Annotated in this window: 23 protein-coding genes; 18 read left to right on the top strand and 5 right to left on the bottom strand. The window is 70.8% G+C overall.

Going from position 1 to position 25948, the window contains the following annotated elements; translation table 11 throughout:
* Window positions 1-87 precede the first annotated feature (87 nt).
* The 7 genes from AB0N78_RS06350 to AB0N78_RS06380 all read left to right on the top strand — a co-directional run bounded on the left by AB0N78_RS06350 (window position 88) and on the right by AB0N78_RS06380 (window position 8704).
* The gene (locus tag AB0N78_RS06350; RefSeq protein WP_363387209.1) at window positions 88-1212 is read left to right on the top strand and encodes a LacI family DNA-binding transcriptional regulator; all 1125 of its coding nucleotides are present in this window, start codon (window positions 88-90) and stop codon (window positions 1210-1212) included.
* Between the two features lie 135 nt (window positions 1213-1347).
* The gene (locus AB0N78_RS06355) at window positions 1348-2994 is read left to right on the top strand and encodes an ABC transporter substrate-binding protein (protein WP_363387212.1); all 1647 of its coding nucleotides are present in this window, start codon (window positions 1348-1350) and stop codon (window positions 2992-2994) included.
* 61 nt (window positions 2995-3055) lie between these two features.
* Window positions 3056-4036, top strand: a complete 981-nt coding sequence (locus tag AB0N78_RS06360) for an ABC transporter permease (RefSeq protein WP_363387215.1) — start codon at window positions 3056-3058, stop codon at window positions 4034-4036.
* Window positions 4037-4042: 6 nt separating this feature from the next.
* Window positions 4043-4984, top strand: a complete 942-nt coding sequence (locus tag AB0N78_RS06365) for an ABC transporter permease (protein ID WP_363387218.1) — start codon at window positions 4043-4045, stop codon at window positions 4982-4984.
* Window positions 4981-6633: an ABC transporter ATP-binding protein gene (locus tag AB0N78_RS06370; protein WP_363387220.1), complete on the top strand. Its 1653-nt coding sequence runs from the start codon at window positions 4981-4983 to the stop codon at window positions 6631-6633. Before AB0N78_RS06365 ends, AB0N78_RS06370 begins: the two co-directional genes overlap by 4 nt.
* Window positions 6630-7508, top strand: coding sequence for an alpha/beta hydrolase (locus tag AB0N78_RS06375; RefSeq protein ID WP_363387223.1), 879 nt, complete (start codon window positions 6630-6632; stop codon window positions 7506-7508). The genes AB0N78_RS06370 and AB0N78_RS06375 overlap by 4 nt, the downstream gene beginning before the upstream one ends.
* An 11-nt stretch (window positions 7509-7519) precedes the next feature.
* Window positions 7520-8704, top strand: coding sequence for a family 1 glycosylhydrolase (locus tag AB0N78_RS06380; RefSeq protein ID WP_363387226.1), 1185 nt, complete (start codon window positions 7520-7522; stop codon window positions 8702-8704).
* A 215-nt stretch (window positions 8705-8919) separates the two neighbouring features.
* On the opposite strand, the gene AB0N78_RS06385 is transcribed toward AB0N78_RS06380, so the two are convergent.
* Complete coding sequence (locus AB0N78_RS06385) at window positions 8920-9378, bottom strand: DUF296 domain-containing protein (RefSeq protein WP_363387229.1); 459 nt, start codon at window positions 9376-9378, stop codon at window positions 8920-8922.
* Window positions 9378-10382, bottom strand: coding sequence for an adenosine deaminase (add, locus tag AB0N78_RS06390; protein ID WP_363387232.1), 1005 nt, complete (start codon window positions 10380-10382; stop codon window positions 9378-9380). Before add ends, AB0N78_RS06385 begins: the two co-directional genes overlap by 1 nt.
* A gap of 323 nt (window positions 10383-10705) precedes the next feature.
* Between add and AB0N78_RS06395 the strand changes: the two genes are divergently transcribed.
* The 9 genes from AB0N78_RS06395 (at window position 10706) to AB0N78_RS06435 (ending at window position 20978) form a co-directional block, all read left to right on the top strand.
* Window positions 10706-11761 (top strand): ABC transporter substrate-binding protein, encoded by a 1056-nt coding sequence (locus tag AB0N78_RS06395; RefSeq protein WP_363387235.1) that lies wholly within the window; start codon window positions 10706-10708, stop codon window positions 11759-11761.
* Window positions 11762-11853: 92 nt separating this feature from the next.
* Entirely contained in the window at window positions 11854-12651 is a 798-nt protein-coding gene (locus AB0N78_RS06400) for an ABC transporter ATP-binding protein (RefSeq protein WP_363387238.1), read from the top strand.
* Window positions 12648-13421: an ABC transporter permease subunit gene (locus AB0N78_RS06405; protein WP_363387241.1), complete on the top strand. Its 774-nt coding sequence runs from the start codon at window positions 12648-12650 to the stop codon at window positions 13419-13421. Before AB0N78_RS06400 ends, AB0N78_RS06405 begins: the two co-directional genes overlap by 4 nt.
* Window positions 13418-14197, top strand: coding sequence for an ABC transporter permease subunit (locus tag AB0N78_RS06410; protein WP_363387243.1), 780 nt, complete (start codon window positions 13418-13420; stop codon window positions 14195-14197). The genes AB0N78_RS06405 and AB0N78_RS06410 overlap by 4 nt, the downstream gene beginning before the upstream one ends.
* Window positions 14198-14243: 46 nt before the next feature.
* Window positions 14244-15443, top strand: coding sequence for an amidohydrolase family protein (locus tag AB0N78_RS06415; protein WP_363387246.1), 1200 nt, complete (start codon window positions 14244-14246; stop codon window positions 15441-15443).
* 36 nt (window positions 15444-15479) lie between these two features.
* Window positions 15480-16211, top strand: coding sequence for a hypothetical protein (locus AB0N78_RS06420; RefSeq protein ID WP_363387249.1), 732 nt, complete (start codon window positions 15480-15482; stop codon window positions 16209-16211).
* Between the two features lie 93 nt (window positions 16212-16304).
* Entirely contained in the window at window positions 16305-17852 is a 1548-nt protein-coding gene (locus AB0N78_RS06425) for a GAF domain-containing protein (RefSeq protein ID WP_363387252.1), read from the top strand.
* A 29-nt stretch (window positions 17853-17881) separates the two neighbouring features.
* Window positions 17882-19645 carry a DUF222 domain-containing protein gene (locus AB0N78_RS06430; RefSeq protein ID WP_363387255.1) on the top strand — a complete coding sequence of 588 codons (1764 nt, stop codon included), beginning with the start codon at window positions 17882-17884 and terminating at the stop codon, window positions 19643-19645.
* Between the two features lie 196 nt (window positions 19646-19841).
* Window positions 19842-20978, top strand: a complete 1137-nt coding sequence (locus AB0N78_RS06435) for a methyltransferase (protein ID WP_363387258.1) — start codon at window positions 19842-19844, stop codon at window positions 20976-20978.
* A 102-nt stretch (window positions 20979-21080) separates the two neighbouring features.
* On the opposite strand, the gene AB0N78_RS06440 is transcribed toward AB0N78_RS06435, so the two are convergent.
* Window positions 21081-22721 (bottom strand): endo-1,4-beta-xylanase, encoded by a 1641-nt coding sequence (locus AB0N78_RS06440; RefSeq protein WP_363387261.1) that lies wholly within the window; start codon window positions 22719-22721, stop codon window positions 21081-21083.
* Between the two features lie 102 nt (window positions 22722-22823).
* Between AB0N78_RS06440 and AB0N78_RS06445 the strand changes: the two genes are divergently transcribed.
* Both AB0N78_RS06445 and AB0N78_RS06450 read left to right on the top strand, forming a co-directional pair.
* Window positions 22824-23648, top strand: a complete 825-nt coding sequence (locus AB0N78_RS06445) for a M15 family metallopeptidase (protein ID WP_363387264.1) — start codon at window positions 22824-22826, stop codon at window positions 23646-23648.
* A gap of 44 nt (window positions 23649-23692) precedes the next feature.
* Complete coding sequence (locus AB0N78_RS06450; protein WP_363387267.1) at window positions 23693-24625, top strand: universal stress protein; 933 nt, start codon at window positions 23693-23695, stop codon at window positions 24623-24625.
* A gap of 64 nt (window positions 24626-24689) precedes the next feature.
* Here AB0N78_RS06450 and mtnN read toward each other — a convergent pair whose 3' ends face one another.
* Window positions 24690-25430 carry a 5'-methylthioadenosine/S-adenosylhomocysteine nucleosidase gene (gene mtnN, locus AB0N78_RS06455; protein WP_363387270.1) on the bottom strand — a complete coding sequence of 247 codons (741 nt, stop codon included), beginning with the start codon at window positions 25428-25430 and terminating at the stop codon, window positions 24690-24692.
* On the bottom strand, window positions 25427-25879 hold the full coding sequence (locus AB0N78_RS06460) for an S-ribosylhomocysteine lyase (protein ID WP_363388224.1): 453 nt from the start codon (window positions 25877-25879) through the stop codon (window positions 25427-25429). The genes mtnN and AB0N78_RS06460 overlap by 4 nt, the downstream gene beginning before the upstream one ends.
* Between the last annotated feature and the right edge of the window lie 69 nt (window positions 25880-25948).

Below are 25948 nucleotides of genomic sequence, written 5' to 3' on the forward strand. Positions count from 1 at the left end.
AGACGACGGAAACCGACGCGCCGGAGGCTGTGATGCGTCGGTTTCAGTAGTCTCGGCGGCTGAGGTCAGCGCGGCGAGGGAGGACCGGTGGCGAAGACGCCCACGGTGTATGACGTGGCGGAGCGGGCGGGCACGTCCATTGCCACGGTGTCGCGGGTGTTGCGGCGGCCGGATGAGGTGCGGGCGGAGACCCGGGCATTGGTGCATGCGGCGATCCAGGAGCTGGGCTACGTGCCCTCGGGTGCGGCGCGCGGGTTGGCAGCGCGGCAGACCGGGGTGCTGGGCCTGTGCTTCCCGGACGTCGACGGGATCGACGACCCGGCGGATCTTCCGGCCCCGGTGCGGGTCGGGCAGACGGTGGAGGTGGTCACGGACGCCGGGCAGCCTGCGGTGCATCCGGGGAATCTGTACATGGGCGAGGTGATGCGCGGCGCGGAATTGGAGGCGTGGCGCACCGGCCTGGCGGTGATGATTGCGGTGGCCCGGGGTGCGGAGCCGTCGGCGCTGGTGTCGGATCTAGCCGGACGGGTCGACGGGTTGGCGGTGCTGTCGGCGACAGTGCCGGATGACGTGCTCAGGCACATCGCCCGGCGCATCCCGGTGGTGGTGATGGCCGGTCCGCGGACCGAGGATGACGCCCACGACCACATCAGCGTGGACAACGCGGCGGGGATGCGGGCGCTGACGGCGCACCTGATTGCCGACCACGGCCTGCGGGAGCTGCGGTTCATCGGCGGGCCGGCGGATGCACCCGATGACGCGGAGCGATTCCTGGGGTACTGCGCGGCGCTGGCGGAGGCCGGGCTCACGGTGCCGACCGCACCGGCGATGCGTGGTGACTTCACCCGAGACACCGCGCGCAGCCTGGCACGGCAGTTGCTGGCGGATGGCGACCTGCCGCGGGCACTGGTGTGCTCGAACGACCAGACGGCGCTGGGGTTCTTGGATGAGCTGACTGCCGCGGGGATCGAGGTGCCGGAACGGGTGGCGTTGACCGGATTCGACGGCATCGACGCGGGTCTGACCTCGGTGCCGACACTGACGACTGTGCGCCAGCCGATGCTGGAGCTGGGTCGGGCGGCGGTGGAGCGGCTGCGCCTGCGGATGGCCGATCCGGCGCTGCCACCGGCGACGATCAACCTGCCGGTGCGGGTGTTGCTGCGCAGGTCATGTGGGTGCGCTCCCACGGCGACGCTCGCTCAGTCGACCTAGAGTCGTGACGGGATTCGCCTGAACCGCCCGCATTGCGCGGGTCGATGTATGCGCATACAGTCGCCGTCAGCGCTCGCGGGAATCCGGCGGCGCACGGCCCGGACGGGCCGCCCTCAACGTGGAGGAGAAGAACCCATGACGCGCTGGTCCCTCGCCGTCGGTGCGGCGATGACGGCGGCAGTGCTGGTGACCTCGGCCTGTGCGGCCCCGGTCCAGACCTCCGGTGGCTCGAATGCCGCCGACGGCACCACCTCGATGCTGATCGCTGCGGACAACGGCTCCCCGACCTTCGATCGCAACTTCAACCCGTACTCCTCGGGCAAGCGCAACACCGCGAGCTACATCTACGAGCCGCTGGTGATCGTGAACGAGATGTCCGGCGAGGAGACCCCCTGGCTCGCCGAGTCCTACGAGCAGCCGGACGCCAGCACCATCGTCTTCCACCTGCGGGACGGAGTGACCTGGTCCGACGGCGAGGACTTCACCGCCGAGGACGTGGTCTTCACCTTCGACTTGCTGATGGCCAACCCCCAGCTCGACCTCAAGGGGATCGGCGAGCACATCGCCTCCACCGAGGCCGAGGGCAGTGATGTGATCGTGCACCTGTCCAGCGAGGACGTGCCGGCCGCGGTGATCATCGCCCAGACCATGGTCGTCCCGGAGCACATCTGGGCGGACGTCGACGACCCGGTCACCTTCACCAACGAGGACCCGATCGGCACCGGCCCGTACACCCTCGGCGACTTCACCCCGAACCAGTACACGCTGGTGAAGAACGAGGACTACTGGCAGGCCGACAAGGTCGCCGCCGACGAGCTGGTGCAGCCCGCGGCCAACTCCGAGCTGGACATCGTCAACAACGGCTACGACTGGGCCTACGCGTTCATGAGCGACGTGGAGGACACCTGGGTCGCCGCCAACCCGGACGCCAACACCTATTGGTACCCGGCCGGTGCCACCATCGCGCTGATCCCGAACATGACCAAGGCGCCGTACAACAACCTGGACTTCCGCCAGGGCATCGCCGCCGCGCTGGACAAGCAGGCCATCGCGGACAAGGCCGAGCAGGGCTACGTCGACCAGGCCAGCCAGAGCGGTCTGATGCTCCCCTCGCAGGAGGCGATCCTCAACACCGACCTGCCGAACCAGGGCATCGTCGAGCAGGACACCGACGCGGCGCTGGAGCACTTCGCGGCAGCCGGGTACACCCAGTCCGGCGACAAGCTGGTGGATGCGAACGGTCAGCAGCTGACCATCAACATCACCACCCCGAACGGTTGGTCCGACTGGCTCCAGGGCGTGCAGCAGGTGAAGAACCAGCTGTCCGCCATCGGGATCAACGTCGAGGTCGTCCAGCCCCAGCCCGCCGCGTACCAGCAGCAGATGCGCTCCGGTGACTTCGACATGGTGATGGGCACCGTCGGCGGCTCCGGCCAGCCGTACCAGGACTTCGGCGGGATGATGGGCGAGCAGTTCTACGCCGAGATCGGCACCACCGCCTCCGGCAACTTCGGACGGTTCCAGTCCCCGGAGGCCGATGCACTGCTGGCGGAGCTGAAGACCACCGTCGACGAGGACCGGCAGACCGAGATCGCGCAGGAGCTGCAGCAGATCGCCTACGAGCAGATGCCGATGATCTCGCTGTTCTACGGCGGCTCGTGGGGCCTGTTCTCGACTAAGTCCTTCACCGGATGGCCCAGCGCGGACGACCCCTACGCGTCGCCCAAGACCTGGGACCAGACCCCGCTGCTCATCCTGACCAGCCTGAAGGTCGCGTCCTGATCCGCCTCCGCCCGGGCCGATACCGGCCCGGGCGGACCCCCTCACCCCGAAGGAGGCTCCGGTGCGCTATGCCCTGCGCAAACTCGGTCTGCTCCTGCTGACCCTGTGGGCGGCGGTGACGCTGAACTTCATCCTGCCCCGCCTGATGCCCGGTTCCCCGGCGGATGCCGCCATCGCCAAGCTGGCCCAGAACGGACCGGTGTCCCCGGCGGTGCAGCGGGCCATCGAGGTCCAGCTCGGACTGCCCGATGGCAACATCTGGGACCAGTACGTCAGCTACCTGCACAACGTGGTCACCCTGGACTTCGGGGTCTCCTACACGTTCTTCCCGCAGAAGGTCTCCGACCTGGTGGCGAACGCGCTGCCCTGGACGCTGATCATGGTCGGCCTGGTCACGATCATCGCCTTTGTGCTCGGCACCCTGATCGGGATCGGTGCGGCGTGGAAGCGCGGGACCTGGATGGACTCGCTGCCGACCATGACCGGCAGCTTCCTGTCCGCCTTCCCGTACTTCTGGACCGCGCTGCTGATCGTGTTCTTCGCCGGATATGTGGCGGGCTGGTTCCCGACCTCCGGTGCCTACTCGGCCACCGCGGTGCCGAACTTCTCCCTCGAGTTCATCGGTGACGCGCTCTACCACGCGGCGCTGCCGGCGATCACGATCCTGATCACCTCGCTCGGCGGCTGGATCCTCGGGATGCGCAACACGATGATCAACACCCTGGGCGAGGACTACGTGACCTTCGCGGAGGCGAACGGTCTGCGCGGGCGGACGGTGGCGATTCGCTACGCCGCCCGGAACGCGATCCTGCCGAACCTGACCGGCTTCGGCATGGCCCTGGGTGGCGTGGTCGGTGGCTCGCTGCTGGTGGAGCAGGTCTTCGCCTACCCGGGCGTCGGCTACCTGCTCTACAACGCCGTCACCAACCAGGACTTCCCGCTGATGCAGGCGCTGTTCCTGATGATCACGGTCAGCGTGCTGGTGGCGAACTTCCTGGTCGAGATCCTCTACGGCGTCCTCGACCCGCGGACGAGGCGGTGAGTGAACATGACTGAATCCACAACGATGCCCGACCGCGTGGTCGTGCCCAAGCCTCCCCGGCGACCGAGTCGGAGCAAGGCCGGGCGCGCGTTCCAGGTGTTCGGACGGGGGGTGGCCACGGTGTGGTCGAACCCCAAGGCCCGGGTCGGCCTGGTGCTGCTCGGACTGTTCGTGCTGATGGCGATCTTCGCGCCGGTGCTGGCGCCCTACGGTCCGCACGACGACTCCTTCGGGCGCAACGAGGCCGGGTCCTCCGCGCACTGGCTGGGCACCACCGGCAACGGCGAGGACGTGCTCTCCCAGGTGATCTACGGTTCCCGGATCTCGCTGCTGGTCGGCTTCATCGCCGGTGGGCTGTCCACCGTCGTCGCCGTGGTGATCGGCCTGTCCTGGGGCTACCTGCGCGGCTGGGGCAACGACGTCGTCAACTTCTTGGTGAACCTGTTCCTGGTGGTGCCGGGTCTGCCGCTGATGATCATCATCGCCGCCTACCTCCAGAACGGCGGGCTGCCGATGATCATCCTGGTGGTGGTCATCACCGGCTGGGCCTGGGGTGCTCGGGTGCTGCGGTCGCAGACCCAGTCGCTGCGCAGCCGGGACTTCGTCACCGCGGCGGTGTTCTCCGGTGAGCGACCGGCCCGGGTGGTGTTCCGGGAGATCCTGCCGAATATGACCTCGATGATCGCGGGGTCGTTCTTCGGGGCGGCCACCTCCGCGATCCTGGCCGAGTCCGGGCTGTCGTTCCTGGGCCTCGGCGACATGGCGACCGTGAGCTGGGGCTCGATGATCTTCTGGGCCCAGAACTCGATGGCGATCCTGACCGGCCAGTGGGTGCTGCTGTTCGCCCCCGGTCTGTGCATCGCGCTGCTCGCCACCTCCATGACCCTGGTGAACTTCGGCGTGGATGGCCTGTCCAATCCGCGCCTACGGGAAGGGACCGGCCGATGAGCCTGCTTGAGATCGAGGACCTGACCGTCGTCTACGAGCCCCGGGGCGCCACCCCGACCACCGCGGTGGACCGGGTGAGCCTGAGCCTGGAGCAGGGCGAGTTCATCGGGCTGGTGGGGGAGTCCGGCTCCGGCAAGTCCACCCTCGGCTTCGCGGTCACCCGCCTGGCCAAGGCCCCGGCCCGAATCGCCTCCGGTCGGATCGTCTTCGACGGGACCGACATCGCGGGGATGGGTGCCGAGGAACTGCGCGAGCAGCGCCGGGGTGGCTTCGCCATGGTGTTGCAGTCCGGGATGAACGCGCTGAACCCGGTGCGGTCCATCGCCCACCACTTCGGCGACATCTTCGCGGCGCACGGCCACGTGCCGAAGCCGAAGCGTCGGGCCCGGGCGGTGGAGCTGCTGGACAAGGTGCAGCTGCCCGCCACCGTGCTGGACCGCTACCCCGGGGAGCTCTCCGGCGGCATGCGGCAGCGGGTGTCCATCGCGCTGGCCCTGTCGCTGGAACCGCGGCTGATGGTCTTCGACGAGCCGACCACCGCGCTGGACGTCCTGGTGCAGCACGCCGTGATGGACACCATCCGGGAGCTGCAGAAGGCCGAGGGCTTCACCGCGATGCTCATCTCGCACGACCTGGGCGTGGTTCTGGAATCAGCGGAGCGGGTCGCGGTGATGCACGACGGTCGGATCGTGGAGGACGCCCCATCCCGGCAGCTGTTCCAGCACCCGCAGCACGAGTACACCCGGATGCTGCTGTCGCACTACGCCGACCCGCGCGCCGAGGTGGTCGAGCTGCCTGGGCTGAGCTCACGGACGGTGGACGCCCCGGAGGTCACCGACGATAAGGCCGCCCACGACGCGGTGGTGGTCGACCACGTCAGCAAGGTCTACCCCGCACCCCGGCGTGGGGAGCAGCCGGTGACCGCGGTCGACGACGTGTCCTTCACCCTGGAACCGGGCGGTGCCCTGGCACTGGTCGGGCAGTCCGGTTCGGGCAAGTCGACCATCGCCAAGATGCTGACCGGGGTGGAGAAGCCCACGAGTGGGACGGTCAGCTTTGGCGACCGGCGAGTGGACACGCTCAGCCGCCGGCAGCTGCGCGGGCTGCACGCCGACATGCAGATGGTGTTCCAGGACCCGTACTCGGCGCTGAACCCGCTGAATACCGTGGAGTACACGCTGACCCGTCCGGTGGAGAACTTCACCGACCTGCGCGGGGAGGCGGCCCGGGCCCGGGTGCTGGAGCTGCTGGAGACCGTGGGGCTGACCCCGGTGGAGCAGTTCGCGGCCAAGCTGCCGCACCAGCTCTCCGGCGGGCAGCGGCAGCGGGTGGTGATCGCCCGGGCGCTGGCCTCCAACCCGCAGGTACTCGTCGCCGACGAGCCGGTGTCGATGCTGGACGTGTCGCTGCGGGCCGGGGTGCTCGCGCTGTTGCAGGAGCTGCGCCGGGAGACCGGTGTCTCGCTGCTGTACATCACCCACGACCTGCTGTCCGCCCGGGTGATCGCCGACCAGATCATGGTGCTGCACCACGGTCGGGTGGTGGAGCGCGGCGAGACCGTGCAGGTGCTGCGCTTCCCGGAGGACGAGTACACCACCGAGCTGTTGGCCGCGGTGCCGCAGCCCAGTCGACGGTTCCAGGCGTCATGACCGGGGCGATTACCGATGGCGTGCCCTTCGGTGAGTTGCCGCTGGCCGCGGGGGTCGACGTGCTCCGACTGCGGCTGCCGGAGGTCGAGCTGACTGCCTTGCGGGCGCGGCCCACTGGTGACTCCCGAGCGACCGCGCTGCTGGTTCCCGGCTTCACCGGCTCCAAGGAGGACCACCGGGTGCTGCTGCCGCTGCTTGCCGAGCGGGGCATCGACGCCTGGGCGATCTCCCAGCGCGGACAGGGCGACTCGCAGTCGTTGCCCCGGGTGTCGGACTACGCGCTGGACCTGCTGGCCGGTGACGTGCAGGAGGTGGTCGACCTGATCGGCGGACCGGTGCACCTGCTCGGGCACTCCTTCGGGGGGACCGTGGCTTGCGCCGCTGCCATCGCCGACCCCGCGCGGTTCCGGTCGCTCACCCTGCTGTGCTCCGGACCGCACGGGTGGCCCGGGCGCAAAGCGGACATCCGGGCCCGGCTGCTGGCCACCGGCGGCACCGCCGATCTGTGGAGCCTGGACAACCCGGAGCTGGCCTGGGCGCTGGCGCAGGGGGAGGACCCCGGCCTTGATCCCGAGGCGCAGTTCCACCGGCTGCGCTCGGCCGCCACCTCCACCGCCCAGCTGATCGCCGCCATCGACATCCTCGCCGACCCCACCGACGTCACCGCGGCACTGGCCGCCACCGGGCTGCCGGTGCTGGTGGCGCACGGCGAACACGACGACATCGCCTGGCCGCAGTCCTGGCAGCGCCGCACCGCCGAGCAGGTGAGCGGGCAGTACGCCGTGCTGCCCGGTGCCGCGCACTCGCCCAACCTCGAGACCCCCGAGGCCACCGCTGACCTGCTGGCCGGCTTCTGGACCTCCGTCACCGACTGAAGGAAAGACCTGTGACCCACACGCTGCAGTTCCCCGACGGCTTCCACTGGGGAGCCGCCACCGCCGCCCACCAGATCGAGGGCAACAACATCAACAGTGACTGGTGGCCGCGCGAGCACGCCGCCGGGACCAGCATCGTCGAGCCCTCCGGGGACGCCGCCGACTCCTACCACCGCTACCGCGAGGACATGCGGCTGCTCAAGGACGCCGGGCTGGACACCTACCGGTTCAGCATCGAGTGGGCGCGCATCGAGCCGGAGCGCGACTTCATCTCCCGGGCGGAGATCGACCACTACCGGCGGATGGTCGACACCTGCCTGGAGCTGGGCATCACCCCGATGGTCACCCTGATGCACTTCACCGTGCCGCGCTGGTTCGCCGACGCCGGGATGTGGCGGGCCACCGATGCCGCCGACCGGTTCGCCCGCTACGTGGAGGCCGCCCTGCCGGTGCTCGGGAATGACGTGACCTGGGTCTGCACCGTCAACGAGCCGAATATCGCCGCGATGATCGCCGGTGGCGAGGACCCGGCCAACCTGGTCGCCTACGGTCTGCCCGCCCCGGACCTTGCGGTGGCCGACACCCTGCTCGACTGCCACCACCGCGCGCAGGAGATTCTCTCCGGTGTCGGCGGTATCCGCTCCGGGTGGACCATCGCCACCCAGGCGTTCCAGGCCGAGCCCGGCTACGAGGACGCCAAGCACGCCTACGGTTACCCGCGCGACGACTGGTACCTGGAGATGTCGAAGGGCGACGACTGGGTGGGTGTCCAGGCGTACACCCGCACGATCATCGGCCCCGACGGTCCGCGCCAGGTGCCGGACGGCATCGAGACCACGCTGACCGGCTGGGAGTACTACCCCTCCGCCATGGCCGAGGGTGTGCGTTCCGCCTGGGAACTGTCCGGTGGGGTGCCGGTGTTCGTCACCGAGAACGGCATCGCCACCGCGGATGACGACCGTCGGATCGACTACACCGAGGCCGCTCTGGCCGAGTTGCACGCGGCCATCACCGACGGGATCACCGTGGAGGGCTACCTGCACTGGTCGCTGCTGGACAACTACGAGTGGGCCAGCGGCTTCCGACCGACCTTCGGGTTGGTCGGCTGGGACCGTGAGACCTTCGAGCGCCAGCCGAAGCCCAGCCTGGCGTGGCTCGGCGCGCAGGCGAAGGCGAATGCGCTGACTGTGCGCTGATCCGTAACACCGCCCAGCCCCCATCCTCGGCGTGCTCCGGCGCCTCGCACCCCAGCACGCCGAGGTCCCCGCGCCGGGCACGAGGTCGTCGTTCCCGTATCGAGTTCGGGGGCGCCGCATCCGACCTCGTGACCGGAGCACCGAACTCGGGCGGGTGTGTGCCTGGATGCAGGGACGGGTCGGGCCGACCGCCGGGGCGGGGGTACGCGGGCGGGTCAGCCGAAGTGCAACGTCGGGATGCCGAAGGCCGCCGCGTCCGGCACCCGGAGCAGCGTGGGGGACAGGACCTCCTCCACCACGACCTCGGCGGTGTAGTGCACCTCGCCGCCGAGCAGGTGCCCGGCGTACCCGGTCGCCCCGGTGTTCTTCACCCCCAGGGCCACGTGCAGGTGCGGGGTCGCGGTCTGGGTCTGCTCATCCCACAGGACGGTGCCGGAGCCGATGCCCTCGGTGTAGGTCACGGTGACCTCCTGGGGCAGCGGCGGCTCCTCGTCGTCGACCGGGGTGTGCGCGGCGATGAACCGGGCGCTGCGGAACGCCCCGGAGAACACCGGGATGGTGGCCTGACGGATGCCCTGCTCGGCGCACAGCGCGGCCAGGCAGGTGAGCACCTCGTCACCGGGCTCCAGTGCGACGGCGAACCGGCGGCCGACGGTGAGTTCGGCGGCGCGCATCAGGCGTCGACCCGGACCGGATCGGGTGCCCCGATGGCGAGAGCGTGCGCGCTGACCGCGTCCAGCAGCTCAGCGCGTCGGGTCTCGTCCAGGAACGCCGAGCGGATCGCGTTGACCGCGAGCCGACCGCGCAGCGCCTCGGAGACCGCCCCGGCTGCGACCAGCGCCCGGATGTTGTCGTCCAGGTAGCCGCCGAAGTACGCGGGATCGTCCGAGTGCACGGAGGCCAGCAACCCCTCGTCCAGCATCACGGACAGCGGGTGGTCGGCCAGGTCGGGTCCAGCGGTGCGTAGCGCCAGGTTGGACAGCGGGCAGACGGTCAGCGGGATCTGGCGTTCGCGCAGCACGGCGACGAGCTCGGCGTCCTCCAGTGCGCGGTTGCCGTGGTCGACCCGCTCGACACCGAGCACGTCGACGGCCTCCCAGACATAGTCCGGGCCACCTTCCTCGCCGGCATGCGCGACCCGGTGCAGGCCCAGCTCCGCGGCGCGGGCGAAGACCTCCCGGAACAGTGACGGCGGGAAGCCGACCTCGGAGGAGTCCAGCCCGACACCCAGCAGCCGGTCGCGCCAGGGCAGCACCGCCTCCAACGTCTCGGCGGCGGCCTCCGGGCCCAAGTGGCGCAAGAAGCACACGATCAGCCCGGTGCTGATGCCGATCCGCTGCGCGTCGTCCAGCGCGGCGAGCACTCCGTTCAGGACGTCGGCCAGCGGCACACCTCGGGCGGTGTGCGACTGCGGGTCGACGAACACCTCCGCATGCCGCACTCCGGCCAGCGCCGCCCGATCCAGGTAGGCAGCGGTCAGGTCGTAGAAGTCACGCTCGGTGCGCAGCACGTCCAGGTTCGCGTAGTACACGTCCAAGAAGGACTGCAGATCGGGGTAGGGCGCACGGTCGTCGATCCCGGCCGGGACGGGCAGGCCGTGACGCTGCGCGAGGGTGCGGATCAAGGGCGCTTCGAGCGTGCCCTCGATGTGCACGTGCAGTTCAGCGGTCGGCCACACGGTGGTGCGGGTCCTCTCGACTCGGCGGGATCGGGCTGGTGGTGAGTCCACCACAGCCGCCCGCGAGGCATCTTCGGACGATCGCCCAACGACTGCGCGACCTGCGGCACCGGGCTGTGGAGGATCGGCCAGCACCCCGTCACTCGGACGCCAGGAGATGTCCGGCATGTGACCCGCCTCGGTGGGATGCACAACAGATCGCACCATCACCGGGGTCGGACTTCGGACGATCCCACATGGCGGCGCGCCGGGGCTGGAGGGTTGCATGAATGCCGTCGATCCGTGGCCCGACCCAGGGCCACCCGAACTGATCCGAGGTAGACGTGACCCGCACCTCCCGTGCCCGCCGGTTCTCCGGTCTGGTCGCCGCGGCCGCCGCCGTCGGCATGCTGCTGACGGCGTGCTCGAGCTCCGACGACGCCGGCTCCGAGACCACCACTGGCACCGACGGCAACTTCGCACCGGCCAGCGTGCAGCTGTCCTGGCTGAAGAACTCCCAGTTCGTCGGGGAGTACGTGGCCGTCGAGGACGGGCTCTACACCGCCGCGGGCTTCGAGGACGTCACGCTGACCGCGGGCGGCTCGTCCGCGACCTCCGCCGAGGCTGCCGTCGCCGGTGGTCAGGCCCTGGTCGGTCTGTCCTCCCCGCTGATCACCGCCCCGGCGATCCAGAGCGGTGCCGAGGTCAAGATCATCGGTGCCACCTACCAGCGCAACCCGTTCGCGCTGGTCTCCGCTGCGGACGCCCCCATCGCCGGCCCGGACGACCTGAGCGGCAAGACCATCGCCGTCTCCGACTCCAACACCCTGGTGTGGAACGCGTTCCTGGCCGCGAACGACCTGGACTCCGCCGACGTGAGCACGGTGCCGCTGTCCGACACCTCGATGCTGACCACCGGCCAGGTCGACGGCTACATCGGGTACACCACCTCCGGTGCGGCCGCGCTGACCCAGGCCGGGTTCGAGGCGACCGAGTTCCTGCTCGCGGACGAGGGCCTGCCGATCGTCGGTGAGGTGCTGGTCGCCGCGCAGAAGGACATCGACGAGCGCCCCGAGGAGCTCAAGGCCTTCCTGCTCGCCACCGTGCAGGGCTGGCAGGGTGCGCTCGCGAACCCCGAGCGTGCCACCTCGCTGACCGTCGACACCTTCGGCAAGGACCAGGAGTACGACCGCGACGCCATGGCCCTGGCCATCGAGCGTCAGGCCGAGCTGGTCGTCACCGAGGACACCATGGAGAACGGTCTGCTGACCATCACCGATGAGCTGCAGCAGGGCACGATCGACTCGCTGGCCTACGCCGGGATCGACATCACCGCCGACGAGCTCTTCGACCTCAGCCTGCTGGACGAGGTGCTCAGCGAGAACCCCGACCTCAAGTGACGGACGACCCCCAGACCGCACCCGCTCCCGTGTCCCCGCCCCCCTCGGTGGACATGGGGGCGGGTGCGCCCGTTCCCGCGGAGAATGACCCTGTGATTGCCCCTGTGAGTGGCCCGGCGAATGCGCCGGGCATCGAGATCTCCGGCCTGGACAAGGTGTTCCGCACCGGCCGCCGTGAGGTCCAGGCACTGGAGAACGTCAGCCTGAGCACCCCGCGCGGGTCTTTCCTGTCGCTGCTCGGCCCCTCGGGCTGTGGCAAGTCGACGGTGCTGCGCATCCTCGCCGGTCTGGAGACCGCCACCGCTGGGACCGTCGCGGTCAACGGCACCCCGGTCGCCTCCGGCAAGCGCGCGCCCGGGATGGGCATCGCGTTCCAGGACCCGGCACTGCTGCCCTGGCGTTCGGTGCGCAAGAACATCCAGCTGCCGTTGGAGATCCAGGGCCGCGGGATCGACCGCACGGTGGATGAGCTGATCGCGCTGGTCGGGCTGACCGGATTCGAGAACGCCCGGCCCGCGCACCTGTCCGGCGGCATGCGCCAGCGCGCGTCGATCGCCCGGGCGCTCGCGGTGCACCCGGACTTCCTGCTGTTGGACGAGCCCTTCGGCGCGCTGGACGACATGACTCGGCAGCGGTTGAACTTTGAGCTGCAGCGGATCTGGACCGAGCGTTCGGCGACGACGCTGATGGTCACGCACGGCATCTCCGAGGCGGCGCTGCTGTCCGACTACGTTGCGGTGATGTCCGCCCGGCCCGGTCGGATCGTGGAGATCGTCGAGATCCCCTTCGAGCGGCCACGCACCCCGGAACTCATGCGCACCCCGGAGTTCCACGAGGTGGTCGACCACCTGTCCGGGCTGCTGTTCGGGGGACATGGGAGCGCTGCGTGACGAGCTTCCGCACCGCCCTGGCCCGCCCCTGGGTCGGCGGCACCGTCGGCATCGTGCTGCTGATCGCCCTGTGGTGGGCGATGACCGCCGGGCTGACCAACTCGACCAGCTTCCCCTCGCCGGATGCCGTGGCGCGCTCGGTGGCCCGGGACGGGTGGGGCTTCTACCAGGCGAACATCACCCCGACGCTGAGCCGGTCCATCCAGGGCTACCTGTGGGGCAATCTGGCCGCGCTGCTGGTGGCGGCGCTGGTGCTGATCGTCCCGAAGCTGGAGGGCGTGGTCACCCAGGTCGGAGTGATCAGCTCCTGCCTGCCGCTGACCGCCATCGGCCCGATCATCATGGCGATGTTCGGTGGTAAGGCCTCGGCGATCTTCCTGGGCGCCCTGCTGGTGTTCTTCACCACGCTGGTCGGTGCGCTGCTGGGCATGAAGTCGGCCTCACGTAGCTCACTGGACCTGGTGGCGGCCTACGGCGGCAGCCGGTGGACCCAAATCCGCAAGGTGCAGCTGATCTCCGCCCTGCCCGCCTTGGCCACCGCACTGCAGGTCGCCGTCCCCGGTGCGCTGCTCGGTGCCATCGTCGGGGAGTACCTGGGCGGCATCGACTCCGGCATCGGCGTGGCGCTGAACGCGGCGCAGCGGCAGATCATGCCGGACCGGGTGTGGGCGCTGAGCATCCTCACCGGTCTGATCTCCCTGGCGGGGTACGCACTGATCGGCCTGCTCGGTCGATGGGCCACCCCCTGGGCGAAGGAGCGCCGCGGATGACCACCTTCCTGCTCAAGCGGATCGGCACCCTGCTGGCCGCAGTGGTGATCGCCCTGGCGATCTGGTCGCTGGTCCTGGTCGTCTTCGATGTGAACCCGCTGATCGGCCGCCAGCCCTGGCAGGTCTTCGACTGGTTGGTGACCGCCGATGGGGCCGCGGAGAACCGTGAGCTGATCGGCTCCAACCTGCTGGTGACCCTGCGGGATGCCGGGATCGGCTACCTGGTGGGACTGGTTGCGGCTTTCCTGCTCGCGGTGATCTTCTGCATCTCCCCGGTGGCGGAGCGGATCGTGATGCCCACCGCCATGGTGCTGCGGTCCATCCCGCTGGTGGTGATGACCCCGCTGATCACGCTGATCTTCGGCCGGGACCTGGTCGGTGTCACCGTGATCGTGATCATCGTGGTCTTCCTGCCGGCACTGGCCAACATCCTGTTCGGGCTGCGCTCGGTCACCGGCGAGCACCGGGACCTGGTGCTGGCCTACGGCGGATCGTCCTGGACGGTGCTGCGCAAGGTGGCGCTTCCGGCGGCGATCCCCGCGACCCTGGCCTCCGCCCGGGTGTCGGTGCCGTCGGCGGTGACCGGCGCGATGATCGCCGAGTGGCTGTCCACCGGCGAGGGCCTGGGCGGGGCGATCTCCCGTGCTGCCGGTTCCTTCGGCTACGACCAGATGTGGGCCTCGGCCATCGTGATCGCCGCGGTGACGATGATCGCCTACGCGATCGTCTCGGTCGCGGACACCCTGGTGCTGGAGCGGATGGGTCAGCTGTCCTGACCCGCCGCCCCGCCACCCTCTACCCCTCGCAGGAGAGACTTCCCGCATGAGCATCGAGCAGCACCTGGACGGCCTCCCGCTGTGGGACGGCGAGCGCCTGCACGGACCCAGCCGTCTGACCTGGTCCGGTGACCGGATCCTCGCGGTGGAGGAGTCCGCCGGGCGGGACACCGAGCTGTCGATCATCCCCGGGTTGATCGACACCCACGTGCACCTGGGCTACCCCGCCGGTGAGCCCGCCAAGGATGCGTCGACCTGGCCGCTGATCACCCCGGCCGAGGAGCGCTCGCTGCACCTGGCCGCCAACGCGATCCGTTGCGCGCGGGCGGGCGTGACCACGCTGCGCGACCTGGCCGCGGACTCGATCCAGCTCGCGGTCGGCCGGGCATTCGACGCGGGCATCCTCACCGGTCCGCGGCTGCTGTCGCATGGGCAGGTCGGGATGACCGCCGGACACGGCGACCTCTTTGTCCCGCCGCACTACCCGCACCGCCCGCCGACCGCGGACAGCCCGGACGAGTGCCGCAAGCTGGTGCGCACCTGGGCCCGGTCCGGGGCGAGCGGCGTGAAGATCTACACCTCCGGCGGCGTGCTGTCGATGGGCGACAAGGTGGGCTGGCGCAACCAGACCCGCGAGGAGATCGCCACCACCGTCGACGAGGCGCACGCCCTGAACCTGCTGGTCGCCGCGCACACCCACTCCGCGGAGGGGCTCGACATCGCGCTGGCTGAGGGGGTCGACTCCATCGAGCACGGCACCGCCATCGAGGAGCGGCACCTGGCCACCCTGGTGGAGCGGAACCTGCCGGTGGCCCCGACCCTGCTGATCAACGACATCATCGCCGAGGGTCGTCGTCCGGTGTCCGCCGAGGCCCAGGCGAAGGCGCAGGAGGTGGTGGCGATCCGGGATGCCGGCTTCGCCGCCGCCGCCGAGGCCGGGGTCCGGTTCGTGCTCGGCACCGACGCCTCCGGGCAGTTCGTCGAGTTCGGCGACCAGATGGAGGAGGTGCGGGTGATGGCGGCGATGTTCGGCTGGTCCGCCGAGCGCACCCTCGCCTCCGCCACCTCCGACGCCGCGGACGCCATCGGTCTGGGCGGCGTGACCGGTCGGCTGAACCCGGGGCTGGGCAGTGACTTTGTGGTGCTGCGCGGTCGGCCGTGGGAGAGCATCGACGCACTGCGGGTGGAGAACATCGTTGCGGTGGTGTCCCGGGGTGTGCTGATCGCGGGTGAGCTGCCGGCCTGAGATCCCGTTCGGGGCCGGGTCGGTGACAATGATCCGGTGACCCTCCGCCCTCCGGGTGTCGCCCGCTGTGCAGCGCCCCTTGTCATCTCGGTCCTCTCCCTCGTGCTGACCGGTTGTGGCGACTCTGATGTCAGCGACGCGGCCAGCACCGATCCCGCGTTGGTGCCGACCCCGGTGGCGGTCGAGCTGCCCGAGCAGGTGATCGACGTCGGTGCGGTCGTGGACGGTCGTGCGGCGCAGGCCACGGGCAACGGGCCCGCTGTGATCGCGTTCGATGCGGTCGACGAGTTCGCCCTGGTCGCCGCGCTGGACTGCGGTGGGTGCCATGGACCGGTGGAGGTCAGTAGCCCCGGGCAGGGAACAGCGTGGGGGAGCGGCGAGGGCCCGGTCAGCGCGCAGTACCTGGTCCAGATCGCCGGGCCGGAGCCGATGCGGCAGCTCGTGGTGGATGCCGAGGGTGACTGGCGGATCGACCTGTCCAGCGTCGACGACCTGCCCGCCGTCACCGGGGTCCAGCAGGGAACCGGATCGACCGTGCTCCGCATCGACCAGCCGGGCACGACTCTGCGGGTCGCCTACACCCCGGCCGATGCGCAGGACGAGCTCACCGCCCGCATGATGTCGTGGGCGCAGACCGGCTCGGACGGGGAGCCCCTGTCGATGAGCTTCGGAGCGGACAGCGCCTTCGACCAGAGCTATCCGCTGGTCACACCCGGCGTGATCGCCCTGGACACCGCGGGGTCCTGGACGGTGCAGCCGCTGCCCTGAACAGCGGGTGAAACCAGTCGCCCTGCCTCAACCCGGGACGGAGCGCGTCGATCGAACCCGACGGCGGGGGTGTGCGCATCGACTGGAGGAACCATGCTGTCTCGATCGCGGGTCACCGCATCGGTCGCGGCCGTCGAGTTGTCCGAGTCCCGGGCCAATGTCGACGCCGTCACCGCCGTGGTGTTGGCGCTGGCCGGGGCAGACAGCTCAGAGGCCGCGGTGCGGATCGCGTTGGACGAGGTGCGTGAGCGCTTCGGGTGGGCCTACGGCTCCTACTGGCGGGTCGGCGCGGATGAGGCGCTGCACTGTGTCCAGGAGTCGGGGGATGCTGGGGAGGAGTTCCGTGCCGTGACCCGGGCGGCGTCGTTCACCGAGGGGGTCGGCCTGTCGGGGCGCGCGTGGCGCAGCCGGGACCTGGTATTCGTCGCCGACCTCGGTGAGCTGACCGACTGCGTGCGGGCCCCGGCTGCCCAGCGTGCCGGGGTGCGCTCGGGGATCTGCTTCCCGCTGGTCGAGGATGGCCGGATCACCGGCACGATGGACTTCTTCACCACCGAGACCCTCGAGTTGACCGCGCAACGGTGGGAGACGCTGCGCAGCATCGGCGTGCTGGTCTCACAGGCCATCGAGCGGATCGCCACCGCCGAGCGGCAGGCCGACGCCGCCCAGGACATCGAGGCGGTCAACCGGGTCATCCATGAGGTGACCGGAGCACCCTCCGCCGAGCGGGCGTTGGACCTGGCCTTGATCGCCATCCGGGAGGGATTCGACTGGGCGTACTCGTCGTTCTGGCGGGTCGACCCGCAGCACCGGGTGTTGCGATTCGCGCAGGAGTCCGGGGATGCCGGGGAGGAGTTCCGGGCGGTCACGCGCACCGCGACCTTTGCCGAGGGGGTCGGCCTGGCCGGGCGGGCATGGCGGGCCCGGGATCTGGTGTTCGTCGAGGATCTGGGTGAGCTGACCGACTGTGTGCGTGCCCCGGCGGCGCAGCGGGTCGGGGTGAAGTCCGGGGTGTGTCTGCCGATCCTGGTCGACGGTGAGGTGATCGGGACGATGGATTTCTTCGCCACCCGCACGTTGACTCTTGCCGACAGCCGTCGTGAGGCGCTGCGTAACACGGCATTCCTGGTCGGGCAGGCATTGGAACGGCATGAAGCGGCGGGTCGGCTGCGTACGGCGGGGGAGGAGCTGGTCACCTCCATCCAGGAGGTGGAGCGCAACGTGCTGGCTGCCACCACGGTCGCCGGTGACGGTCAGCGCCTGGCCGACGACGCCAACCGTGACGTGGCGGGCCTCGGGGAGTCGAGCGCGCAGATCGGTCAGGTGGTCACCGTCATCCAGGGCATCGCGGCCCAGACCAACCTGCTCGCACTGAACGCCACCATCGAGGCCGCCCGTGCCGGGGAGGCCGGACGGGGGTTCGCGGTGGTCGCGCACGAGGTGAAGGAGCTGGCCACCGAGACCGCGCAGGCCACCACCCAGGTCAGCGACAAGGTGCGCACCATCCAGCGCCAGGTGGACGGGGTGATCGACTCGTTGGCCAAGATCGGCGGGGTGGTGGAGCGGATCCACGAGACGCAGCAGACCATTGGTGGGGTGCTGACCGAGCAGGTGGCGGTGACCAAGGCGATCCTCGGATGAGTGTCAGTGGTGCGCGATAGCGTCTGTTCATGGCGCTTGACCTGCACGAATACGACTCCCGGGTGGTTCCGGCGCGGTCGCGTGCACGGGTGCTGAGCGACCCTTGGGAGGTCGGTGGTGACCTGGCTGTGCTGGACGCGCACGACCATCCACAGGACGCCGGGGACTGGGTGACCGACGTCGTACCCGACTGGGTGGAGGATCCGGTGCTGGCCGCTCGGGTGGCGGCGGAGCAGGGGGCTGCCGACCCCACGATGACGCCGGAGGCGCAGGTCGATGCGGTGCTGGCTGCGCAGACTGGGCCGGGCTTGGCGGCGCTGCTCGGCAACCTCGACCTCGGCACCGTGGCTCTGGACGACCTCCCTGCGGTGGCCGTGGGTGCTGCTCGGTTGGAGGCCTGGGCGCATGCGGTCAGTGCCCGGGTCGCGGCGGAGCTGGCGTCCCGGCCGGAGATGAACCCGATCTGGCCCGCCCAGGTGGGGCGGATCACTCAGCCGAACATCGCTGCCGACGAGCTGTCGATGCGGTTGAACATCGGGCGGCGGTCGGCCCAGATGCTCGTCGACGAGGGCCGAGCCTATGAGCGGTGGTTGCCCGCGACCGGTCAGGCGCTCGCCGATGGAGTCATCGACGTGCCGCGCGCCCGCACGATGGTGCGGCGGTTGGCCGGGGTGGACGCGGTGACGGTCGCGCAGGTCGAGGCGGCCGTGCTGCCCGGTGCCGGGGATCGGACCGTGCAGCAGCTGGGTCGGGACATCGACCGGGCGCTGCTGCGAGTCGACCCCGACGGTGGTGAGCTCCGGCGGCGGCAGGCCCGGGTGGATCGGCATGTGTCCCGGCCGAGGGCGCTGCCGGACGGGATGGCGGGGATCTGGGCGGTGCTGCCCGCCGACGGGGCGGAGCGGCTGAACCAGGCGCTGGACGCCTCGGCCCGGGAGCTGCGGCGACGTGGGGATGGGCGCACACTCGGGCAACTGCGGGCCGACGCGCTGCTGGACGCGGCATTGGTCGGGCCGGGGTGGGCGCCGCTGGTGCCGGGGCATGGTGGCGAGAACGCGTGCCACTGCGGGCACGCCCGCAGTGGTGGTGCAGCACATGGCGTCGACCACGGGCACGCTGGCAGTGCTGCGTCTGACGTTGGCGACCGGCACGCCGGCTGTGGAGCACACGACGGCGACCACGGGCACGGTGGCGGTGGTGCGCACGACGGGGAGTCCAGCCGCCGTGCTCGGGCCGAGGTCCGGGTGACCGTGCCCCTGTCCGCCCTCATCGGGGTCGATGACGCACCGGGTGAGTTGGACGGCTACGGACCCATCGACGCGGCCACCGCCCGGGCCTTGGCCGCGGGCGGGACCTGGCGGCGGATCGTCACCGATCCGATGTCCGGGGCGGTGCTCGACGTCGGGCGAACCCGGTACCGACCACCTGCGGAACTCGCCGAACACGTGATCGCAAGGGACCGCACCTGTGCCCGACCTGGCTGCACGGTGCCCGCGGGTCGCTGCGACCTCGACCATACGGTGCCCTACAGCCAGGGCGGATCGACCTCAGCCGACAAGCTGGCACCACTGTGCCGACGGGACCATCTGTTGCGCACGCACGCCGGGCATCGGATCGAGCAGGTCGCACCCGGAGAGATCACCTGGACGACACCCACCCGGCGGTACCGGTCGGTGCCCGGGCGGGACGGAGAGCACCACATGACGACCGGGGCGGCACCGCCGCGGGGCGCGTCGACGGAGACCTCGACGCGCGGGTCGCTCGAAGGCGAATGCGCCGCGGTCCCGTTCTGAGGCTGATCGCTGCTGACAGCCGGGTGGTCCCGGTGCGCGGCTGCCTGCAGACTGTCGCGCCCTTCCCGGCTGCGTGGTTGCCTGCTGAGGCCGACCTGATGCGGGGACCGGTGAGTGAGCCGCTGCGATACTGGTGCGCTCACCGACCCTTCTCAGTTCGCCCAGCCCTGCCCACCTTCATGCGAAAGCGAGATCCATGACCGCCGACCTGCTCGCCGACCTGCGCACGGAGCCGGAGCTCGACTCCCCGGACCTGGTGGCGGTGGACGCAGCGGACCGGCTGATCCTGGACGAGGCGGAGCCGCTGGTGCGCGAGTGCACACCGGGCACCGTGGTGGTCATCGGCGACCGCTACGGGGCGCTGACCCTGGGCGCCGTGGACCGGTTCGGCTCCGCGGGCGTTCGGGTGCACACCGACCGGTTGACCGGCGAGCAGGCGCTGGCCGCCAACGCCGAGCGGTTGGGTCTGACCGACCGGTTCCAGGTGCACGGGCTGGACGCGGAGCTGCTGGCCGGAGCGACGGTGGTGCTGATGCAGCTGCCGCGGTCGCTGGACGCGCTCGACGAGATCGCCGGGATGATCGCCCACCACGCGGCACCGGAGGTGGCGGTGGTCGCCGGTGGCCGGGAGAAGCACCTGTCCCGGGCGATGAACGACGTGCTCGGCGGGTACTTCACTGAGGTGCGGGCCAGCCGTGGGCGGCAGAAGTCGCGGGTGCTGCATGCCGCGGGCGCTCAAGGTGCTCAGGGCGAGGCCGACCGGACCCGCGCCTGGCCGCGGAGCGTGCGACACCCGGATCTGGGGCTGACGGTGTGTGCGCACGGCGCGGCCTTCGCGGGGAACAAGGTGGACATCGGCACGCGGTTCCTGGCCGAGCAGCTGATCGTGGCGGTGCCGGACGCTCGCGTGGCGGTGGACCTGGGCTGCGGCACCGGCATCCTGGCCGCCTCCTTGGCCCTGGCTCGGCCCGAGCTGTCCGTGGTGGCGACCGATGAGTCCTGGGCGGCGGTGGAGTCGGCGCGGGCGACCGCGGCGGCCAACGGACTCGACATCACCGTGCAACGTGCACGGGGCACCGATGGGATCGCGGACGGCAGTGTGGACCTCGTGGTGCTGAACCCGCCGTTCCACGTCGGTGCGGCGGTGGAGGACCGGGTGGCACCGGAGCTGTTCGCGGCGGCGGCGCGGGTGCTGCGGCCTGGCGGTGAGCTGTGGTCGGTGTGGAACTCCGGGCTGGGCTACCGGCCGCGGTTGCAGAGCATCGTGGGGCCCACTCGGCAGATCGCACGGAACAGCAAGTTCACGGTCACGGCGTCGACGTTACGCGGATGAGAAGAACCGCCGGTGACCAGCATCGGCGACGTGGACCGGAGCGCGTCCCGGTGGCCGAGCGGGACGTTCGGCTGGGGGCTCTGGCGCATCGCAGGGGCGAAGTCAGCCGGTCAGTCCGGCGAGAAACCCGCGGTAGGCCGGTTTGGCCTGGAGCTCGTCGTCAAAGAGCAGCGGGGCCTCCAACGGCCGGTCCCGGGGCCAGGTGCGCAGCCAGGATCGGGTGTCGTAAAGCCCCCACACGCTGACGAACTCCGGGTCGTGCGCCATGAAGACGTCCACCAAGTCCTCGACCAGGTCGCCCTGCGCGTCGAGCTGCTCGGCGGTGACCGCGCTGAGCTGCTGGTCAGCGGGCGTGAGGGCGACATCGAGTTCGGTGATCGCCTGCCGGAATCCGGCGGCTGCCACGGCGTCGAGGGTGTCGTTCACCCGGTCGACGGAGGAGCCGAGTCGCAGGTGCATCTGGTGGCCGACAGCATCGACGGGGGCTCCGGCGGTGCGCAGGTCGTCGAGCAGGGAAAGCAGCGCGCGGCGGCGATCGGGGGCGTCGGTGTCGTAGTCGTTGAGGTAGAGCGTCACCTCCGGGCCGAAGACGCCACGCGCGATGGCGAAGGCTTCGGCGATGTAGTCGGGGCCGAGGATGTCGTACCAGCGGGAGTGGCGCAGGCCGTCGGGCTGGGTGGGGTCGAGCGGCTCGTTGACGACATCCCAGGAGTCGACCGGATTGTCCGCGCCGTAGCGGGTGGTCAGGTGGTCGGCGACGGCCTGCAGGTGGGCGCGCATCCGGTCGCGGAGCAGCTGTTGATCGGCCGGGTCGTCGGTGAGCGGTCGCCCGTCCGGGCTGGTGAAGAACCAGTCCGGTGTGGACTTGTGCCAGACCAGGGTGTGCCCGTGCACGGTCAGGTCGTGCGCCACGGCGAAGTCGAGGATCTGGTCCATCGGCTCGAAGTCGAACTCACCCTCCACGGGTTGGACGACCGCGGGCTTCATCGCGTTCTCGGCGGTGAGCTGGTCGAAGTGCCGCAGCAGGAGTTCGGCGGGGCGTCCGCTGAGGTCCTGCCCGGCGACGGCGACGCCGAGCGGGGTGTCGGTGGCGGCGGACAGGGCGGGAATGTCCTTCTGGACGGGCGGGGTGGGGCGGGCCATCTGCACCTCGTCCAGGCGGAGGTCGGCGAGGGTGTCGGTGGACTCCAGGTAGAGCCGCCACTGACCGTCGGTGGCGTCGGCGGGCAGCTCGACCGCACCGGTCACCGTGGCCCACGCGTCGGCGGTGACCTCGGCGCTGGCGATGTGCCAGAACTGCTCGTCTCCGCCGGTGCGCTGCAGGGTGAGTTGCACCTGACCGTGACGCTGCTCGCCGGGGTCGTCGCCACCGCCCTGCCCCAACCGGACCGCGGCGGTGACGGTGTGCCGGACACCGGGGGAGACCACGCCGGTGACGTCGACCTGCGCACCGTGCCAGGTCTCGGTGCGGCCGGTGACGAGCAGGGACCCGGTGCCCACCGCGGGCACCTGGCCGGAGCGTTCCACACCGACGCCCTCGCCCAACGGTTCCCACCCGGTGGTGCCCTGATCGGGGTCGTCGAAGCCGGTGGACAGCACGCCGGTGAGCGCCTCGGTGGGGGCGGTCGGGGTCGGCGGGGCCGGAGTTGGTGCGGGCGGGGCCGGGTCGCGCAGCAGGAGGAGCAGCGCGAGCGCGGCGGCAGCCAGGGCGAGGACACCGAGGATGAGTCCCGGTCGGCGCACGTGGCTCCTGTCGGTCGACGGGTCCGCCGCACGAGTTGACGGTCCGCCCCACGATAGGGCGACGCCGCGCGGCCGTCCTGTCCGAGGCCTAGCGTGGGGAGCATGCGCGGGGGCACGCCAGCGGGGGAACGGGGCACGGACAGGGCGCACGTCGGGACGGTGGCGCTCCTGCTGGGCCTGCTCGCCCTGGTGGCGCTGCTGAGCGGATGTCTGCCGCCCTCGACGGCGGGCCGGGTCCGGCCGGTGCCCCACGGGGCGCTGCCGGCACCGGGACCGTCGCCGACACAGGACCCAGACGCGTTCACGGTGCCGGTCGACCCGGAGGATGTGATCTGGTCGGACCGGAACGCAGTGGAGGGTGCCCTGGTGATCACCGGGTTCCGAGGCTCGGTGAAGCCACTCGACCCCGCGCGCCTGACCGCCTCCTGGCGGGAGGGGTGCCCGGTCGGGCCGGAGGATCTGCGGTTGGTGACGGTGACGTACTGGACGTTCGAGGGGACCGAGGCCCAGGGCGAGCTGGTGCTGCACGCGCAGGTGGCCGACAGTGCGCTCGCGGTGTTCGAGACCCTGCATGCCCAGCATTTCCCGATCCGGTCGATCCGGCTGGTGGACGAGTTCGGCGGTGATGACGACGCGTCGATGGCCGCGGACAACACCTCAGCCTTCAACTGCCGCCCGGTATCCGGTGGCCGCGGGTGGTCCGAGCACGCCTACGGCCGGGCGATCGACCTGAACCCGCGGGAGAATCCCTTTCTGCGCGGTTCAGTGGTGCTCCCGCCTGAGGGCGCGGCCTACGTCGATCGGCCGGAGGAGCCCGGTGTGGTGCAGGACGCCCAGGTGGAGGCGTTCGCCGCACGGGGCTGGCAGTGGGGCGGGAACTGGTCCTCGCCGGTGGACCTGCAGCACTTCTCCACCACCGGGCGCTGATCCGGGACCGATGGCCCTGGAACGGCGGCCACGGACGACGCATCGTGAAGCACAGCGACGTCGAGGAGGACGTGATGCACAGCGCGATCGTGGTCGGGTACGACGGGTCGCCGCAGGCCGGTGCGGCGGTGCGATGGGCGGCGGCGCGGGCCAAGGAACGGCGTCGGCCACTGGATGTGGTGCACGCCTGGGGCTTCGCGGAACCGGGGGGCGGCGCGGGGACGAGTTGGTTGGGCGAACGCGTGCTGGCACAGGTGCGGGAGGTGCCCGAGGAGGGTGTCCGGATCGCCCTGGCGGCTGAGCCGGGGATCGAGGTGCGCCCGGTGCTGGATCACGGGTCGCCGGTGTCGGTGCTGGCCCGGCGCGGGGTGGCCGCCCCGCTGGTGGTGGTCGGTCGACACGGGTCAGGACGCAACCCGCTGCTCGGTTCGGTGACCTCAGGGGTGCTGCACCAGGTGCCGACGGCAGTGGCGGTGGTGCCGCAGAGCGCCCGGCCCGGTCGTGGACCGGTGGTGGTCGGATTCGACGGGTCGCCGGCGTCCTTCGTGGCGGTGGAGGAGGGCCGGGCCGCAGCGGAGCTGTTGGGCGTGGAGTTGCAGGTCCTGGTGGCCTGGACACCGACCGTGCAGGCGACCACACCCCAACTGCGTGCGCTGCGGGCACCGTCCACGGCCGATGGTGCCCGCCAGTCCGCGGAGCTGGTGGCGGATCGGGCACGCAGCTGGTGCCAGACCCGGCCGGAGTTGGCCACCGAGGTGCGGCTGGTCGAGGGCCGGGCCCGGGATGTGCTGATCCGGCGCACCGCAGATGCGGCCCTGGTGGTGGTGGGGACCCGGGGGCGGGGCGGGTTCGTCAGCCTGGTGCTCGGGTCGGTGAGTCGGGCGGTGGTGCATCGGGCGCGCTGCCCGGTGCTGGTCACCCGCGACCCGGAGGCGGTGCGGCAGGCGGTGGCGTCGATGGCGGGCGGCGAGCAATAGCCGGACCCCGCACACGCGGCTGCCCCGGATGCCAGCGCGGCAACCCGGGGCAGTCGTCGTGTGATCAGCTCGCGGCCGGCTCCTGCTCGGTGAGGCGGGCCAGCATCCCGGTCACCACCACCGCGGAGCGGTCGGCGGCGTCGTCGACGTGGGTGCGGAAGTCGTCGGCACCCGCCGGGCCACACAGGTCGGAGATGCCACGCACAGCCAGGAACGGCACACCGTAGACGTGCGCGACCTGGGCCAGTGCGGTGGTCTCCATATCCGTGGACAGGCCACCGGGGAACTGTTCGCGCACCGGGGCGACCAGCGCCGCGTCCACGAACTGGTCACCGGAGAGCATCAGCCCGGTCCGCAGGGTCAGATCGCCGACCTCCGCGGCCAGGGCAGCCCGGCGCAGCTCCGGGTCGCCGGAGTACACCGCGGGCATCCCCGGCACCTGGCCCAGGGCGTAGCCAAAGGCCCGGGCATCCGCGCCGGTGTACAGGTGCTCGGTGCCGACCACCACCTCACCGACATGCACCCCGGCCTGCACCCCACCGGCGGACCCGGCGGAGATGAGCGCAGCGGGCTGCCCACCCGCTGCGGCGACCAGCACCAGCGCGGCCGAGGCGGCGGAGGCCGCATTCGCCAGACCGATCCCGCCCCGGACCAGCAGCACCGGCTGCCCCGACAGCTCGATCTCGTGGTGCTCGGCACCACCGACGGTCACCGGATCGGCGATGTGGTCGGCCCGCTCCAGGAACGGCGCGGCCTCGTCCGGCATCGCGACGGCGATCACCGCGCGCACATGCGTCAGGCTCATGCGGTGACCTGGCTCCACTCGGCGCGGTGGGCGAGGAAGGTCGTCGCGGCCTCCTGCGCACCGGTCAGGGTGTGGTTGGCACCCCAGCCGCACTGCACCTCGTTGGCGGCGGGCACCTCGGTGGCGGTGGTGATGTCGGTCAGGGTGGCGGCGACCAGGTCCTGCACCTCCTCGTCGGCCCACTCGCCCTGCAGGATCAGGTAGAAACCGGTCTGGCAGCCCATCGGGGAGAAGTCGATCACCCGGTCGGAGTGGTTGCGGGAGTGCTCGGCGAACATGTGCTCCAGCGAGTGGATCACCGGCATCTCCAGGTGCGCCTTATTCGGCTGGGCGAAGCGCACGTCGTACTTACTGATCACGTCACCGGCCGGGAGCACCTTCTTGTCGGCCAACCGGATGTACGGCGCGACGACGGTGCGGTGGTCCAGGTTGAACGACTCGACGTTCATGCGGGGCTGGTTCACAGTGGCTTCCTCTGCTCGGATCTGGTGCCAGGCCATTGTGCAGCGTCGGTGGCC

The sequence above is a fragment of the Cellulomonas sp. NPDC089187 genome (genome assembly GCF_040685135.1).
Taxonomy (GTDB): Bacteria; Actinomycetota; Actinomycetes; order Actinomycetales; family Cellulomonadaceae; genus Cellulomonas.